17 protein-coding genes are annotated in these 15,056 nt (G+C 67.6%); 9 read left to right on the forward strand and 8 right to left on the reverse strand.

The window, feature by feature from the left end; translation table 11 throughout:
* Positions 1-67: 67 nt before the first annotated feature.
* Both treA and DID99_RS37330 read right to left on the reverse strand, forming a co-directional pair.
* On the reverse strand, positions 68-1,771 hold the full coding sequence (gene treA / locus DID99_RS19615) for an alpha,alpha-trehalase TreA (protein WP_124667336.1): 1,704 nt from the start codon (positions 1,769-1,771) through the stop codon (positions 68-70).
* A gap of 179 nt (positions 1,772-1,950) precedes the next feature.
* Positions 1,951-2,151 (reverse strand): hypothetical protein, encoded by a 201-nt coding sequence (locus tag DID99_RS37330; protein ID WP_185733791.1) that lies wholly within the window; start codon positions 2,149-2,151, stop codon positions 1,951-1,953.
* On the opposite strand from DID99_RS37330, the gene DID99_RS19620 reads away from it, so the two are divergent.
* Complete coding sequence (locus tag DID99_RS19620; protein ID WP_124485360.1) at positions 2,102-3,490, forward strand: MFS transporter; 1,389 nt, start codon at positions 2,102-2,104, stop codon at positions 3,488-3,490. The genes DID99_RS37330 and DID99_RS19620 overlap by 50 nt on opposite strands.
* A gap of 346 nt (positions 3,491-3,836) precedes the next feature.
* The gene (locus DID99_RS19625) at positions 3,837-5,048 is read left to right on the forward strand and encodes a winged helix-turn-helix domain-containing protein (RefSeq protein ID WP_124667337.1); all 1,212 of its coding nucleotides are present in this window, start codon (positions 3,837-3,839) and stop codon (positions 5,046-5,048) included.
* Between the two features lie 152 nt (positions 5,049-5,200).
* On the opposite strand, the gene DID99_RS19630 is transcribed toward DID99_RS19625, so the two are convergent.
* Positions 5,201-6,259 (reverse strand): alpha/beta fold hydrolase, encoded by a 1,059-nt coding sequence (locus DID99_RS19630; protein ID WP_409362704.1) that lies wholly within the window; start codon positions 6,257-6,259, stop codon positions 5,201-5,203.
* Positions 6,260-6,748: 489 nt separating this feature from the next.
* Between DID99_RS19630 and atpG the strand changes: the two genes are divergently transcribed.
* Together atpG and atpC are read left to right on the forward strand one after the other, a co-directional pair.
* Positions 6,749-7,618, forward strand: a complete 870-nt coding sequence (atpG, locus tag DID99_RS19635; protein WP_124667338.1) for an ATP synthase F1 subunit gamma — start codon at positions 6,749-6,751, stop codon at positions 7,616-7,618.
* 11 nt (positions 7,619-7,629) lie between these two features.
* Entirely contained in the window at positions 7,630-8,091 is a 462-nt protein-coding gene (gene atpC, locus DID99_RS19640) for an ATP synthase F1 subunit epsilon (RefSeq protein WP_044847595.1), read from the forward strand.
* A gap of 47 nt (positions 8,092-8,138) precedes the next feature.
* On the opposite strand, the gene DID99_RS19645 is transcribed toward atpC, so the two are convergent.
* On the reverse strand, positions 8,139-8,357 hold the full coding sequence (locus DID99_RS19645; RefSeq protein ID WP_006751720.1) for a DUF1653 domain-containing protein: 219 nt from the start codon (positions 8,355-8,357) through the stop codon (positions 8,139-8,141).
* A gap of 55 nt (positions 8,358-8,412) precedes the next feature.
* The gene (locus tag DID99_RS19650) at positions 8,413-8,856 is read right to left on the reverse strand and encodes a GNAT family N-acetyltransferase (RefSeq protein ID WP_044847594.1); all 444 of its coding nucleotides are present in this window, start codon (positions 8,854-8,856) and stop codon (positions 8,413-8,415) included.
* Positions 8,857-9,002: 146 nt separating this feature from the next.
* Between DID99_RS19650 and DID99_RS19655 the strand changes: the two genes are divergently transcribed.
* Entirely contained in the window at positions 9,003-9,263 is a 261-nt protein-coding gene (locus DID99_RS19655; RefSeq protein ID WP_124485354.1) for a type II toxin-antitoxin system Phd/YefM family antitoxin, read from the forward strand.
* Positions 9,260-9,526: a Txe/YoeB family addiction module toxin gene (locus DID99_RS19660; protein WP_105786791.1), complete on the forward strand. Its 267-nt coding sequence runs from the start codon at positions 9,260-9,262 to the stop codon at positions 9,524-9,526. The genes DID99_RS19655 and DID99_RS19660 overlap by 4 nt, the downstream gene beginning before the upstream one ends.
* Positions 9,527-9,554: 28 nt before the next feature.
* Here the strand turns inward: DID99_RS19660 and DID99_RS19665 are convergent, their stop codons facing one another.
* Positions 9,555-9,935 (reverse strand): DUF4087 domain-containing protein, encoded by a 381-nt coding sequence (locus DID99_RS19665; protein WP_221623054.1) that lies wholly within the window; start codon positions 9,933-9,935, stop codon positions 9,555-9,557.
* A gap of 225 nt (positions 9,936-10,160) precedes the next feature.
* Between DID99_RS19665 and DID99_RS19670 the strand changes: the two genes are divergently transcribed.
* Positions 10,161-10,784, forward strand: coding sequence for an HAD hydrolase-like protein (locus DID99_RS19670; protein WP_124667339.1), 624 nt, complete (start codon positions 10,161-10,163; stop codon positions 10,782-10,784).
* Positions 10,785-11,171: 387 nt separating this feature from the next.
* The gene (locus DID99_RS19675) at positions 11,172-11,744 is read left to right on the forward strand and encodes a DUF4142 domain-containing protein (protein WP_124485352.1); all 573 of its coding nucleotides are present in this window, start codon (positions 11,172-11,174) and stop codon (positions 11,742-11,744) included.
* Between the two features lie 101 nt (positions 11,745-11,845).
* Here DID99_RS19675 and DID99_RS19680 read toward each other — a convergent pair whose 3' ends face one another.
* Together DID99_RS19680 and DID99_RS19685 are read right to left on the reverse strand one after the other, a co-directional pair.
* Positions 11,846-12,445, reverse strand: a complete 600-nt coding sequence (locus tag DID99_RS19680; protein ID WP_124667340.1) for a GNAT family N-acetyltransferase — start codon at positions 12,443-12,445, stop codon at positions 11,846-11,848.
* Positions 12,446-12,520: 75 nt separating this feature from the next.
* Positions 12,521-13,435, reverse strand: a complete 915-nt coding sequence (locus tag DID99_RS19685) for a LysR family transcriptional regulator (RefSeq protein ID WP_124667341.1) — start codon at positions 13,433-13,435, stop codon at positions 12,521-12,523.
* 109 nt (positions 13,436-13,544) lie between these two features.
* On the opposite strand from DID99_RS19685, the gene lysA reads away from it, so the two are divergent.
* On the forward strand, positions 13,545-14,783 hold the full coding sequence (gene lysA / locus DID99_RS19690) for a diaminopimelate decarboxylase (protein WP_124485349.1): 1,239 nt from the start codon (positions 13,545-13,547) through the stop codon (positions 14,781-14,783).
* Positions 14,784-15,056 lie beyond the last annotated feature (273 nt).

Raw genomic sequence — 15,056 nt, forward strand, 5'->3', positions numbered from 1 at the left:
GACTGCCGCGCGCGCGGCGATCCGGCCCGTGCTCGCTCAGGTGCGTGCATGCAACGCACGCGGCCTGTCACTCGCCATACAGCCCGAGCAGCTTCAGCGTGACGCCGTTGGTCCAGCCGAAGCCGTCCTGCAGCGGATATTCGCCGCCCCCGCCGCCGCCCGCGCCAGCCCCTTCGACCACGTACTTCTCGACGAGCTTGCCTTCGGTTGCATACACATGCTTCACGTCGGTCAGAAAGCGCGTGCCGATGTCCTTCGCGAGCGCCGGCTCGCCGTAGCGGCGCAGCCCGTCGATCGCGATCCACTGCAGCGGCGCCCAGCCGTTCGGCGCGTCCCACTGCTGGCCCGTGTTCGCGGTCGTCGTCGCGAGGCCGCCCGGCTGCAGCAGCGTCTTGCGCACCTCGCGCGCGGTCGCCTTCGCACGCTCGGGCCACGCGACGCCCGCGAACAGCGGATACAGCGCGGCCGCCGTCACGCCGTCGCGCGGCTTGCGCAACTGCCAGTCGTAGTCGCCGTAATAGCCGCGACGGTTCCACAGATAGTGGTTGATCGCGGCCGCGCGCCGCGCCGCCCGTCCGGAGAAATCCGCGACACACGCGAAGTCGCGCGTGACCGCGCAGCCCTTCACGATCGTCGTCTCGAGATGGAACATCAGGCTGTTCAGGTCGACCGGCACGATCGCCGTCGTGCGGATCGTCGCGAGCGTCCGGCCGTCGCCGAACCAGCGCGAACTGTAGTCCCAGCCGCTCTCGGCACCCGCACGCAGGTCGCGGTACACCTCGTTCGCGGGGCGATCCGGCACGGCCTTCGCGGTCGTCACGTCCTCGAGATACGACTCGTCGCGCGGCGTGTCGCTCGCGTCCCAGTAGCGGTTCAGCACCGCACCGTCCGGCATCGCGACCACGTTGCGCGCGGCCTGCCCGCGCGGCGTCGTCGTTTCGCCCTGCATCCAGTACGCATGCTCCTTGCGCAGCGCCGGCAGGTATTTCTGGTAGACCTTGTCGCCCTCGGCCTGCGCGGCGAGCGTGACCATGTACGCGAAGAACGGCGGCTGCGAGCGGCTCGCGTAGTACGTGCGGTTGCCGTTCGGGATGTGGCCGATCGTGTCGATCAGGTATGCGAAGTTGTCGAGCATGTCGTCGACGAGATCCTCGCGCCCCGACACCTGCAGCCCGAGCATCGTGAAATAGGTATCCCAGTAGTAGCCTTCGCGGAAGCGGCCGCCCGGCACCACATACGGCTTCGGCAACGCGATCAGCGAACTGTACGGCGGCACCGTCGTGCTGGTTCGCGTGAGCTGCGGCCACAGCCAGTCGATGTGCTGGCGCAGCGTCTGGTTCGCGGGCGGCGTGACCCCGCCTTCCGGCGGCGGCGTGAAGTGCTGGTCGACGAACGCCTTCAGCGAGAAGCCCGGCTGCGACTTCTGTTGCTGATACAACTGTACGATCGTCGCCGGATCGGCGTTGGGCGTCGCGTCGACGAAGGTCTTCTGGTCGGGATAGAGTTGCGCCGTCTGCACCGCGGCGAACAAGTCGCCGTAGAGCTGGCTCGGCGGCGGCAGCAGCGTGCCGGAAGCCGGCGCCGTGGCGGGCGCGGCGGACTGGCTGGCCGCCTGCATCGCGGCCTGGTTCGCACTGTCGGCCTGCGCGGCGCAGCCGGCGACCGCGAGGTAAGCGACGGCGAGCACGGCGGCCCAGCGCAGACGCGGCGCGGGCACGGATGGATGCGAGGCAGGATGCGATGCGGTCGATGCGGCGCGACGTGACGTCATGACGTGTCCCCTCCTTTCGATGATGAATGGTTCGGCAGGGGTCTCGTTCGCGCGTGCGCTCGTCTCGATGGCCGTCGATCGATGCGCGTCGTTGTCATCCGCGGATGAGTTCCGACTGTCGCACGAAACGCGCATCGCACGCAAGTTTCGCGGCGGCCCCCGCGGGCGCGCGTCATATGTCATGTCATGGACCGCACCGGCAGCGCGGTCATCTCTTCTTCCACGCGCGCTAACAGGAACGACTGTTGCAACATGCGGAACGAGCGTTGTCTCGCGTGACGCAACGACCACATTGTGGGCATAATGGCGTCTTTACCGCGCGCCCTGCCCATGTCGCCCGTCTTTCTAGCACCGCTCATCGTTGCCTGTGCGTTGTTCATGGAAAGCGTCGACGCGAACATCATCGTCACCGCCCTGCCCGCGATGGCGAGGGACTTCGGGCACAATCCCGTCACACTGAACATTGCGATCACGGCCTACGTGGTCGGCCTCGGCGTCTTCATCCCGATCTGCGGATGGCTTGCCGACCGCTTCAGCGCGCGCTCCGTGTTCCGCACCGCGATCGGCATCTTCGTCGCCGGCTCGCTGATGTGCGCGGCCTCCAATTCCCTCGGCGTGCTCACGTTCGCGCGCTTCGTGCAGGGCGTCGGCGGCGCGATGATGGTGCCGGTCGGCCGGATCATCATCTTCCGCGCGGTGCCGCGCTCCGATCTCGTGCGCGCGATGAACTACCTCGCGATTCCCGCGCTGTTCGGGCCGACGGTCGGGCCGCTCGTCGGCGGCTTCATCACGACCTACCTGCACTGGCGGATGATCTTCTTCATCAACGTGCCGATCGGCATCTACGGGATCTACCTCGCGAGCAAGCACATCGCGAACACGCACGAGGCCGATCCCGGCCCGCTCGACTGGTTCGGCTTCCTGCTGTCGGCGAGCGGCGCCGCGCTGCTGCTGATGGGGCTCACGCTGATCGACGGCGCGCTCACGTCGCGCGGCAACGCGCTCCTGATGTGCGCGGCCGGCGCGGCGATGCTCGCGCTCTACGTGCCGTACGCGCGCCGCAAGGCGCGCCCCGTGCTCGACCTCAGTTTCCTGAAGATCCCGACTTACCACGCGAGCGTGGTCGGCGGGTCGCTGTTCCGCATCGGCCTCGGCGCCGTGCCGTTCCTGCTGCCGCTCGCGCTGCAGGAAGGCCTCGGCATGAGCGCGTTCCACTCCGGGCTGATCACCTGCGCATCGGCACTCGGCGGCGCGGTGAGCCGCTCGACGGCCACCCATACGTTGCGCCGCTTCGGCTTTCGCACGGTGCTGATCTACAACGCCGCGTTCGCCGGGCTCGCGATCGCCGCTTACGGCGTGTTCCATCCGGGCATGGCGACCTGGGCGATCTGGATGATCGTGCTGGTCGGCGGGATCTTCCCCGCACTGCAGTTCACGAGCCTGAATTCGATGATCTACGCGGATATTTCGCAGGCCGATGCAGGCCGCGCGACGAGCCTCGGCAGTGTCGTGCAGCAGATGTCGCTCGGGCTCGGCGTGACGGTCGCCGGCCTCGTGCTGCACCTGTCGCACTGGCTGCAGGGGCATCAGACGATGGTGTGGTCGGATTTCTGGCCCGCGTTCGTCGTGGTCGGGCTGTGTTCGTTCGCATCGATTCCGATCACGCGGCGGCTGCCGCCCGGCGCCGGCGACGAGGTCGCGCGCGGCAAGCGGCAATGAACGGGCTGGCTGGCGGGAAAAGGCTGGCGGCGGAAAAGCGAAACAACAAAAAAATCAGCGGACATCCACACGGGGCCGGTGCACAGCCGCATGGATGTCCGCTCAGGGCTCCGGGTCTCTCGTTGGGGGTTGAGAATCCCGGATCTGCTTCCTGCGTGCCATGGACATATGTGCGTCGGAAGCCGAATCGTTGCGCGCACATTTCGTCGCGCCATGACTGCACTATAGGGAAAGTCGCGCCGCGCATCTGTCAAGCATTGTCAGACGCGGCGCGTGCGCGCGTCGCACACGTGCGCCGCTTTCGCGATAAAGTGGTGCCCGACCGCCACCTTCAGCCGCCGCTCCGATGCTCACGCTCTCGCCCGCCGCCGCCCGCGCGCTGCATCTCGCCGCGCAGGGCCTGCTGACCCCGCCCCGCCGCAAGGCCACCAAGGCCGACGTGCTCGACACGATCCGCCGGATGGCGCAGTTACAGATCGATACGATTCATGTCGTCGCGCGCAGTCCGTATCTCGTGCTGTTCAGCCGTCTCGGCGACTTCGCCCCGCAGTGGCTCGACGAGCATCTCGCCGAGGCGCGCCTGTTCGAATACTGGTCGCACGAAGCGTGCTTCCTGCCGGTCGAGCAATTCGGGCTGATGCGCTACAAGATGCTCGATCCGTCAGGGATGGGCTGGAAATACGCGGCCGACTGGCACGCGCAGAACCGCGCCGAGATCGAGCGGCTGCTCGCGCGGATTCGCGACGAAGGCCCCGTGCGGTCCGCCGATTTCATCCGGGAAGACGGGGTGAAAGGCAACGGATGGTGGGACCGCAAGCCCGAGAAAAAACACCTGGAAGTGCTGTTCACGACCGGCCACCTGATGGTGTCCGAGCGCCGCAATTTCCAGCGCATCTACGACGTGCGCGAACGCGTGCTGCCCGACTGGGACGATGCGCGCGACCTGCCGCCGCGCGACGCGGTGCTGCCCTCGCTGCTCGACTACACGTGTCGCGCACTCGGGATCGTGCGCGCGGACTGGGTGGCCGATTACTACCGGCTGCCGCGCCGTTCGTACCGCGCGGAACTCGAGCGGCTCGCGGAAGCGGGCGAGCTGATCCCGGTGGAGGTCGCCGACTGGAAGGAGCCGGCCTACGTGCATCGCTCGCTCGACGCGCTGCTGCCGGCCGCCGCGGCAGACACGCTGCGCTCGACGGTCACGACGCTGCTGTCGCCGTTCGATCCGGTGGTATGGGACCGGCGGCGCGCCTCGACGCTGTTCGGGTTCGACTACACGATCGAGTGCTATACGCCCGCGCACAAGCGGCGCTACGGCTACTTCTGCCTGCCGGTGCTGCATCGCGGCCGACTGATCGGGCGCGTCGACGCGAAAGCGCATCGCGCGCTCGGCACGTTCGAGTTGAAGACGGTGCATATCGAGCCGGGCGTGCGGTTCGGCACGGGGCTCGCGGCCGACGTCGCGAAGGCCGTGAAACGGCTGGCGGCGTGGCATGGCACGCCGGAAGTCACGGTCGGGCACGCGCCGACAGCGCTCGCGGACGCACTGCTCGGCGGCTGATCTGCCGCGGCGGCGCGACCGCTCGCCCGCCGCATGCATGCGCGCCGGCACCGTTGCCGTATCGACGCACTGCCGCATCGACCCATCGACGCGCCGACGCATCGAGTCGCTGCCGCGCATGCCCACCGCGCGGTGGGCCTCCGCTGCAACCGCTACCGCTTCGCGGCAATCCAGCGGGCAATGCCCGGCCACACGTCCTTCAGCGTGCGCGATCCCATGAACAGCCCGATATGCCCGCCCGGCACGAGCTGGCGCGTCACCTGCGAGGCGGGCGTTCCCACCAGGTCCTGCGCGGCGAACACCTGCTCCTGCGTCGTGATGTCGTCGGCCGCGCCGGCAAGCAGATAAACGGGGCACGTGATCGCCTTCAGGTCGAGCATCCGCCCGAGCGCGACGAACGTGCCCTTCGCGAGCCGGTTCTCCTTGAAGATCTGCACGATCGCCTGCAGATACCAGCGCCCCGGCAGGTCGATCGGACTTTCGTACCAGTTCGCGAATGCTTCGCGCTTGCGCAGGTAGTCTGCATCGTCGAGGTGCTCGTACAGGTCGACGTGCTCGGCGAGATAGTGCTGGTCGGGATGCATGTTCTTCCAGCCGCGCAGCATGAAACGCCCGCGCATCAGGCCGCCGCCCATCGTCACCAGTTCCTCGTAGAACGACGTCGGATAGGTGTGCGCCATCTGCTTGATCGGACCGTCGCCCGCATCCGTGTCGATCGGCGCGCCCGCGAGCACGAGGCTCGCGACCTTGTGCGGAAAGCGCGCCGCATACATCGCGGACATCCACCCGCCCTGGCACAGACCGACGAGATTCACGCGCCCGCCGAGCTCGTCGACGCAGACGTTCAGCTCGGCCAGGTACTGGTCGATCTCGAGGTCCCGCATGTCTTCGGTCGCCGAGCGCCAGTCGGTCAGGTACACGCGCGTCACGCCGTGCTCGCGCAGCGTCTGCATCAGGCTCTGCCCCGGCTGATAGTCGGCGATCATCGCCCTGTGCCCCGCATACGGCGCTTCGACGATCGTCGGCAGCCCGTGCGCCGGCGCGACCGAATAATCGCGGAACGTCATCGTGCGCAGTTCCAGCAGCGCGCGGTTCGGCGACGCCAGCGCCGGATGCGGCTCGCAATGCAGCCTCTCCTCTTCCGCGACGAAACGCAGGTTGCGCGCGGTGAGTGCCGAGCCGAGCCGGACCATCGCGGCGGCGGCGGCCATCGGCCAGAAGATCGGCAACGCCGGCGCGCTGGCGGACGTCGCGGAAGGCGGGACGGTATCGGTATCGCTCGAATTCATTGAATTCATCGAATTCCTGGCTACTGGGAACGTGAAGGGAAAAAGCCGTACGCGGGCTGCGCGACGATCGTCCGCGCTGCACCCGCGGCGAATCGCACGTCACGCGCACGACCGTGTCGTATGCATGACGTTTGCGTCCTTCGATGCGTTCGCAACGATCTTCCGATGCAGACGGCAATCGGTCATCGAACGCCCGGTGCGACGATCGGCGAAACCATTCTGGTCCGTAACCGGAAGCGATCGCTTGATCGTCGTCAATCGTTTCAGGTGAAATCCCGATAGCATGAAATCGCGCGATGACAGTTCGATGGCCGCGGCGCGATATCCGCCGACCTCGCTGCCGGCCTCGCGGCCGACATCGCGTCGCCACAGCGCACCGGCGACACCGGGCGACCTGCCTCCCCGCCTCACATGCACATCCGCGAAATCCGCTCGAAGATCAGCAGTACCTCGTCCACGCGCAAGATCACGAAGGCGATGGAAATGATGGCTCGCACCAAGATGGCGGGCGCGCAGCGGCGGGCGCGCGATTTCAGGCCCTATGCGGCGCGCATCCGGGAGATGGCCGAGCGCGTGCTGCGCGACCGGTCCGGCCACGTCTCCGCGCTGATGGCGAGACGCACGCCCGTGCGCCGCGTCGGCCTGATCGTCGTCAGCACCGATCGCGGGCTGTGCGGCCCGCTCAATACGCGGCTGCTGGTCGAATGCGTGGATGCGCTCGAACGCTGGAACCGCGCCGGCGTCGCGTGCGAACTCAGCGTGATCGGAGCACGCGGCATTGCGCCGCTGATGCGCCACGGCGCGACCATCACCGCCCGCGCGAGCGGCCTCGCCGCCTCGCCGCACTTCGAGCAGCTGCTCGGCGCGCTGCTCGTGCCGCTCACCGCGTTCGTCAACGGCGAACTGGACGAACTGCACATCGCGTACAACCGGTTGACGAGCCCGCTCGCGTATTCGCCGCGCATCGACGCGGTGCTGCCGCTCACCGGCCTCGACACCGGCACGCCGCCCGGCGACACCGCGACATCCGACTATCTGTACGAGCCCGCGCCGAAACCGGCCGTGGATACCTTGCTGCTGCGCTACGTCGAGGCGACGCTCTACCAGGCCGTCGTCGAGAATTACGCGTGCGAGCAGTGCGCGCGGATGTTCAGCATGCAGACCGCGACGGAGAACGCCGATCGCGTGCTGCGCGAGCTGCGGCACCTGTACCAGAAGACGCGCCAGGCGCAGATCACCACCGAGCTGTGCGAGATCGTCGCCGGCGCGGCGGCGGTCTGAAGGAGGCACGCATGCCGACGTCGATGAAGCTCGACATCCTCAGCGTGGAAGACGTGCTGTATTCGGGCGACGCACATTTCGTCGTCGTGCCCGGGGAAAGCGGCGAGCTGGGCATCTACCCGCATCACGCGCCGCTGCTCACGCGGCTGCGGCCCGGCGTCGTGACGCTCGTTGCCGCACCGGGCGGCGAGCACCGCCGGCTGCTCGTCGCGGGTGGCCTGCTGGAAGTCAGCCGCGACGGCGTGACGCTGATTGCCGACCACGCACTGCGCACGCCCGAACTCGACGACCTGCGCGCACGCGAAGCACGGCATGCGGCGGACGAGTGGCGCCGGCGCTTCGCGCACGACAACCGGCGCGCCTTCGATTTCGCATCGGCGCGTGCGGAGTTGATGGACGAAATCCGGCGCTTCTTCGCGCTGGCGATGCACCGGGAGTCCGCGCCGCGCGACACGCCGGGCGCCGCCGGCTAGGCCGGGCGCCGGCACCGCTCGTCGTGCGATCGGCGGGCGTGCTCAGTTCAGTCGCGCAGCTTGCGAAAACGCGGCGTGCCGTCCGGCAGGTTCTCGTTGAACATCGCTTCCGGCCGCACCCACAAGCCGCGCGCATGCGGCCACAGATGCTCGTACACGACCACCGACTCCTCGGTTTCGGAATGACGGGCGACGCCAATGTAGCGATACAGCCCGCCCTTGTAGTGACGATGCGTGGCGAGCTGTTCGGCTTCCTGTTCGGTCATGATCTGCTTCCCTTCGGCAAAAACGAAAGCGCGTATTGTATGCGCTCGCCGCGCGTCAGCGTTTCGCGTAGATATCGGGGCGGCGGATTTCCATCAGCCGTTCGGGATTCGCGGACGGCCCGAAACCGACCGGCCGGTACAGTTCGTGCGCGTCGGTCGTCACGAGCATGATGCGGCGCAGGCCCTGCACCATCGGCTGCGCAAATACGTGGTCGATCAGCGCGCGGCCATAGCCGTTGCCGCGCTCGGCCGGCAAGACGAATACGTCGCACAGGTAGGCGAACGTCGCGTGGTCGGTCACGAGCCGCGCGAATCCGACGAGCCGGTCGCCCACATACGCGCCGAAGCACAGCGAGCCGTCGATCGCGCGCTCGACGACGTCGCGCGGAATGCCCTGCGACCAGTACGCATCGCGATGCAGGAAATCGAAGATCGCATCGATGTCGAGCTCGCGCTTGTCGGTGGAAAATCTCAGCGGGGCGGGGGTGGCTGCGGGCACGTCGGCTCTCCGGTCGGCTGGGGGAGCAGCAACGATAGCGCGGTGCGGGGTGGGCGACAAGCGATGCCGCCTCGACATGTACAACATTCCGTACAATGGACGCCCATGCCATACTTGTACAGTTCAAAGTACAAGTGAGGCGAATCATGCGCACGATTCACTTTTCGGATGCCCGCAGCAATCTGAAGACGGTCATCGACCAGGTCGTCGACGACGCGGACGTGACGCTCATCACGCGTCGCGATGCGCCGAACGCGGTCATCATGTCGCAGGAATACTATGACAGCCTGATGGAGACGGTTCATCTGCTCCGCTCGCCGGCCAACGTTGCCCACCTCGAACGCTCGATCGCGCAACTGCGCAAGGGCAAGACGAAAGAGCACAAGCTGGCGGGGGACGATGAATGAGCGTACGCCGCGTGCTCTTTACTTCCGACGCGCGGGACGACTACGTTTATTGGCAAGGGCAAGACCGCAAGACGCTCAAGCGCATCAACCAGCTCATTCGCGAAGCCCAACGGACGCCGTTTGAAGGCATCGGCAAACCCGAACCGCTGAAGGCCAATCTGTCCGGGTTCTGGTCCCGCCGCATCGACGATACGAACCGCCTCGTCTACGAAGCGGACGATCTTCAAATCAGCATCGTGTCCTGCCGCTACCACTACGCGTAGCACCAATCCCGCCGCCGTCCCCGCCTCTTCAAGGCGCCGGCAACGCCCGATCGGCCTTGCAACGCTTCAGCGGCAGCGGCCGGGCCGCCACGATCCGCGTCACCGCGCGGGTGCGCGGGTCGATTTCCAGGTCGAGGCACGCGCAACCGTAACCGTGCATCCCCGCATTGGTGACGACCCAGCCGCGCGTCGACATGTCCGGCATCTCGTCGAGGCCCGGCACCGGCGGGCTGCCCTGGGTCGACAGCGTCCAGCTGTTGTCCTTGTCGACGAGCCACCAGTTGGCCGGCGTCGGATTCTCGAGCCATCCGCAGCGCTTCTCCGCGGCGGCGGCCGCGGGCGTCACGGACGTCAACGCGACGAACACACCGAGCATCCACATCGCAGAACGGGCACGGGCGATTTTCATTTCAGGGAAGTCCAGACGAAGGAAACGGGGGAAACGATAGCGTCGACAGCATACCGGGCTTTCATGCCCGTTATGTCATGCACCGCGTTTCGCGGGAGGCATTCCGGTCGATGCAAGGAAGCTGTCCAACGCTCCCGCTTCGCTACGGCCCCAACCGCTCGCGCGGGCCACGCGTCCCGATTCGGTGATATCGTCACCGGCTCGATCAACTCGCGGCATCGCTTCATGCCTTATCGACTCATCGCGTTCGACTTCGACGGCACCCTCGCCGATTCGCTCGACTGCTTTCTCGCGGCGCTCACGGAGGCATCGCGCCTGCACGGCTTTCGCGACGCGACGCCCGAGCTGCGCCCGGCGCTGCGCGGCATGTCGGCGCGCGAAATCATCCGCGCGCTCGAGGTGCCGATGTGGAAAGTGCCGCGTGTGACGCTCGACATGCGCCGGCTGATGCGGCCGCGCATCGCGCACGTAAAGCTGTTCCCCGGCGTCGACGCGACCTTCGACGCGCTCGCCGCACGCGGCATCCGCATCGCGATCGCGACGTCGAACACCGAGGACATCGTGCGCGACCGGCTCGGCCCGCAAGCGAGCCGCTGCGTCGACACGTTCGCGTGCGGCATTCCGCTGTTCGGCAAGGCGCGCCGGCTGCGCGCGCTCGTGCGTGAAGCCGGCATGCAGCCCGACGACGTGCTGTATGTCGGCGACGAGATCCGCGATGCCGAAGCGGCGCGCCGCGCGCGTATCGCATTCCAAGGTGTCGCATGGGGTTACACGGCGCCCGACGCGCTGCAGGCGCATTGCGCGACGCCGTTGCTGCCGCGTCTCGACGCATTGCTCGATCGCGTGTGAGGACGCCGTACGAATCGCGCGCTCGATTCGACGAATCGCGAAACAACCCGCCCGCGAAACGATGAAACGTAGATGACATGCGCGCGCATTGCAGCGATCGCACGCACGCCGCGCACGCAAAAATTGCCGCCACGATGCACGCAACAGGTACGCCCTACCTGGCCGCGCGCGCATCCATCGTTTCGTCTTACCAACCGTTACACAAACCACAGCGCGGTTGCACCTGCTACCTGAGCGCTCTCCTAGAATCAGTCGGGCCGGGAAACACTTCGAACGCCGCCGCGGCAGAGCGGCGATCGAGCCCGGCCCGGGCGCGCCCGGTCTCTCGCACAGCTGCGGATCACGCGATCCGTCCGTTAATCAGAGCCCCGATCGAAAGGAGGTCCCATGAACCGCTTCCCCCAAGTCTCGCGCCTTGCATTGTCTGCCGCTGGCCTGCTTCTCGTCGCCGTGACGGCGACCGCGCAAACCGCGCAACCGGCGCCGTCCGCACCGGCCGCCGCCACGCAGACGCGCATCCACGAAGCCGACCAGGCCTTCATCAACGACGGCACGAAAACCGTGTCGACCCAGCACGACGCCGCACGCATCGCCGATTCGCGCACGTCGGACAGCCAGGTGAAGGCGTTCGCGCAACGCGTGTCGACCGACGATGAGAAGATCATCCAGGCGATGCGCGCGGCCAGCCCGCGCGGCGTCGACGTGCCGGCCAACGATCCCGACACGGCCGTGCTGGACAGCATCAAGACCCTGCGCGGCGCGGAATTCGACAAGGCGTATATCGAGCAGGTCGCGCTCGCCGGCCAGCAGAAGACGATCTCGGCATTCCAGGCCGAAATCGCGTCGGGCCGCGACACGAAGCTGAAGGAAGTCGCACGCCAGGCGCTGCCGATCCTGCAGGCGCACTACGCGGCCGCGCAGAAGCTCGCGCAGCGTCATCACCTCGCATCGGCGCAGTAACGCGCTGCCCCGCCGCGCCTCGCGCGCGGCACGCGGCTTCCCCCCTCGTCGCGTCGCCGCCCCCTTTGCGGCGGCGCGACGCACGCGGCACCCGCCTCGCGTCAGGTCGCGAGCTTCGCCCGCAACCGCTCGCTCACCTCCGGCCATTCGTCGTCGATGATGCTGAAGCGTACCGAATTGCGCTTGCGGCCATCGGGCATGATCCGCTCGTGACGCACGATCCCTTCCTGCTTCGCACCGAGCCGCAGAATCGCCGCGCGTGACTTCTCGTTCAGCTCGTCGGTCGTGAACTGCACGCGCACACAGTGCAGCGTGTCGAACGCATACGCGAGCAGCAGCCATTTCGCTTCGGTATTCGCGCGCGTGCGCTGCGCCGATGCGCTCAGCCACGTATGACCGATCTCGAGCTTGCGGTTCTTGCGGTCGATCTTCCAGAAACGCGTGCTGCCGATCACGCGGCCCGACGCACGCTCGACGATCACGAACGGCATCACGGTGCCGGCCACGCGGCCTTGCAGCGCCGTGTCGAGATAGGCGTCGACCGTCTCCTCGCCCGGCACGACCGTGACCTTCAGGTTCCACAGCTCGCCGTCCGCCGCCGCATCGAGCAAAGCCTGCCGGTCGGATGCTTCGAGCGGCCGCAGCGCGATGCGCTCGCCGGTGAGCGTCGGTTGTCCGGGGGAAGATGAAGCGTCGGTCATGACGGGTTCCGTTTCCGTGAAGATGACGAAGAGAAGCAGGCTGCGCGCAGCGAAACGCCCATCATACGGCCGTCGTCAGCCGGGCAGCGCGGCGAGCCGCTCGCGAATCGCCTGCGCTTCGCCGTGCAGCGCTTCGGCGAATGCGTCGACGAGCAGGCTCTTCGGCCGGTGCTCGGGCACGATCACGCTGACGCGGTAGGGAAACGAGCGCGTGAGCGGCCGCACGTGCAGGTCGCGCCCGACGAAATCGAGCGCGGTCAGCGGATTGACGATCGCGGCGCCCAGCCCCTGCCGCACGAACGCGCACACCGACACGGCCGACGGCGTCTCGACCACCGAACGCGGCGCGACACCGAGCTGCGCGAACGCCTCGTCGATCAGGATCCGGTACGGGTCGTTCAGCGACAGGCTCACGAACGGGCGATCGGCGAGATCCGCGAGATCGATCGCGCGCTGCGCGAGCAGCGGATGGCCGTCCGGCAGCACGCACACCTCGTCGACTTCGAGCAGCGGCGTGAGCACGGTGCCGGCCGGCGCGACGTCGTGCTCGGTCAGCCCGAGATCGTAGCGCTGCGCGGTCAGCCACTCCTCGAGCACCGGCGACTCCTGCGTCGCGACCGACACGCTGACGCCCGCATGCGCGTCGTGAAAACGCCGGCATGCGCCGGGCAGGATCGCGTGCGAAAACGCCGGCAGCGCGATCACCGACAACTGGCCGTCGCGAAACTCGCGCAGCCGCGCGGCCGTCGCCGCGACGCGCTCGAGCCCCACATACGCGAGCCGCACGTCGTCGAACAGCGTGAGCGCGGCCATCGTCGGCCGCAACCGGCCGTGCGAGCGCTCGAACAGCGCGAAGCCGACCACCTGCTCCATCCGCGCGAGCTCGCGGCTGATCGTGGGCTGCGACGTATAGAGCATCTCGGCCGCGCGCGTCGTGCTGCCGGTGACCATCAGCGCGCGGAAGACCTCGATGTGCCGGTGTGTGAGCATGGCAGCCTATATCAAAAGTGAATCGAATGTCGACAAACAGGCATTTTACTGTATAGCCATTCAGGCGCATCATTCACGCTGTCCGTTCATTCGATCCGATTCATCCGCCATGTCCCTCGATTCCCGCCAGCTCGCGACGCTCGCGCAGCAATACGGCACCCCGCTGTGGGTGTACGACGCCGACGTCATCCGCGACCGCATCGCCCAACTGCGCCAGTTCGACGTGATCCGCTATGCGCAGAAGGCGAACTCGAACCTGCATATCCTGAAGCTGATGCGCGAGGAAGGCGCGTGCGTCGACGCCGTGTCGCTCGGCGAGATCGAGCGCAGCCTCGCGGCCGGGTTCAGTCCGGCGGGCGAGCCGGAAGGCGTCGTGTTCACGGCCGACCTGATCGACCGTCCGACGCTCGCGGCCGTGCTGAAGCACGGCGTGACCGTGAACGCCGGCTCGCTCGACATGCTCGCGCGCGTCGGCGAGCATGCGCCCGGCCATCGCGTGTGGCTGCGCGTGAATCCCGGCTTCGGCCACGGCCACAGCAACAAGACCAACACCGGCGGCCCGCAGAGCAAGCACGGGATCTGGATCGACGACGTGCCGCGCGCGATCGAGATCGTGCGCCAGTACGGGCTCAAGCTGGTCGGCATCCACATGCATATCGGCTCGGGCGTCGACTACGGCCACCTGTCGCAGGTGTGCGATGCGATGGTCGACCTCGTCACGTCGCTCGGCCACGACATCGAAGCGATCTCCGCCGGCGGCGGGCTGTCGATTCCGTATCGCGACGGCGAGCCGCGCGTCGACGTCGGTCACTACTTCAGCCAGTGGGATGCCGCGCGCAAGCGGATCGAACGGCATCTCGGCCACGCGGTGCGCATCGAGATCGAACCGGGCCGCTTCCTCGTCGCCGAGGCCGGCACGCTCGTCACCGAAGTGCAGGCCGTGAACCGCCGTCCGAAGCACGACTTCGTGCTGATCGACGCGGGCTTCAACGACCTGATGCGTCCGTCGATGTACGGCAGCTACCACGCGGTGTCCGTCCACACGCAGGACGGCGCGCTGCCGGCCGGCCGGCCGCTCGTCGACATCGCGATCGCGGGGCCGCTGTGCGAGTCCGGCGACGTGTTCACGCAGGACGCGGGCGGCGTGGTCACGCACCGCAAGCTCGCGCAGCCGCAGATCGGCGACCTGCTGTTCCTGCACGATGCCGGCGCCTACGGCGCGTCGATGTCCTCGAACTACAACAGCCGGCCGCTCGCGCCGGAAGTGCTCGTCGATCGCGGCACGCCGCGGCTGATCCGCCGCCGGCAGACGATCGACGAACTGCTCGCGCTCGAAACGTTCGAGTAACACGCGTTCGGCGGCAGTCACGCCAACGGCCAGGTTTGCCGCTACCGGCAAATCTGGCCGTTGTGCTTTTCGGCGCGCGGCGCTCATGCCGCCCGGCAACGCATGAAGCACGCCGCCGAAGTCGCCGATCTTCCACACGCGGCCGCCTCGCCCCTTCGCCCCTTCGCACCTTCGCACCTTCGCACCTTCGCCCCTTCGCACCTTCGAACCTTCTCCCCTTCACCACCTGCGCCGACCGACTCCGACACCCGCTTCCCGGGTGTTCGGTCACAC

Source organism: Burkholderia sp. Bp8986, from assembly GCF_003854225.1.
GTDB lineage: Bacteria > Pseudomonadota > Gammaproteobacteria > Burkholderiales > Burkholderiaceae > Burkholderia.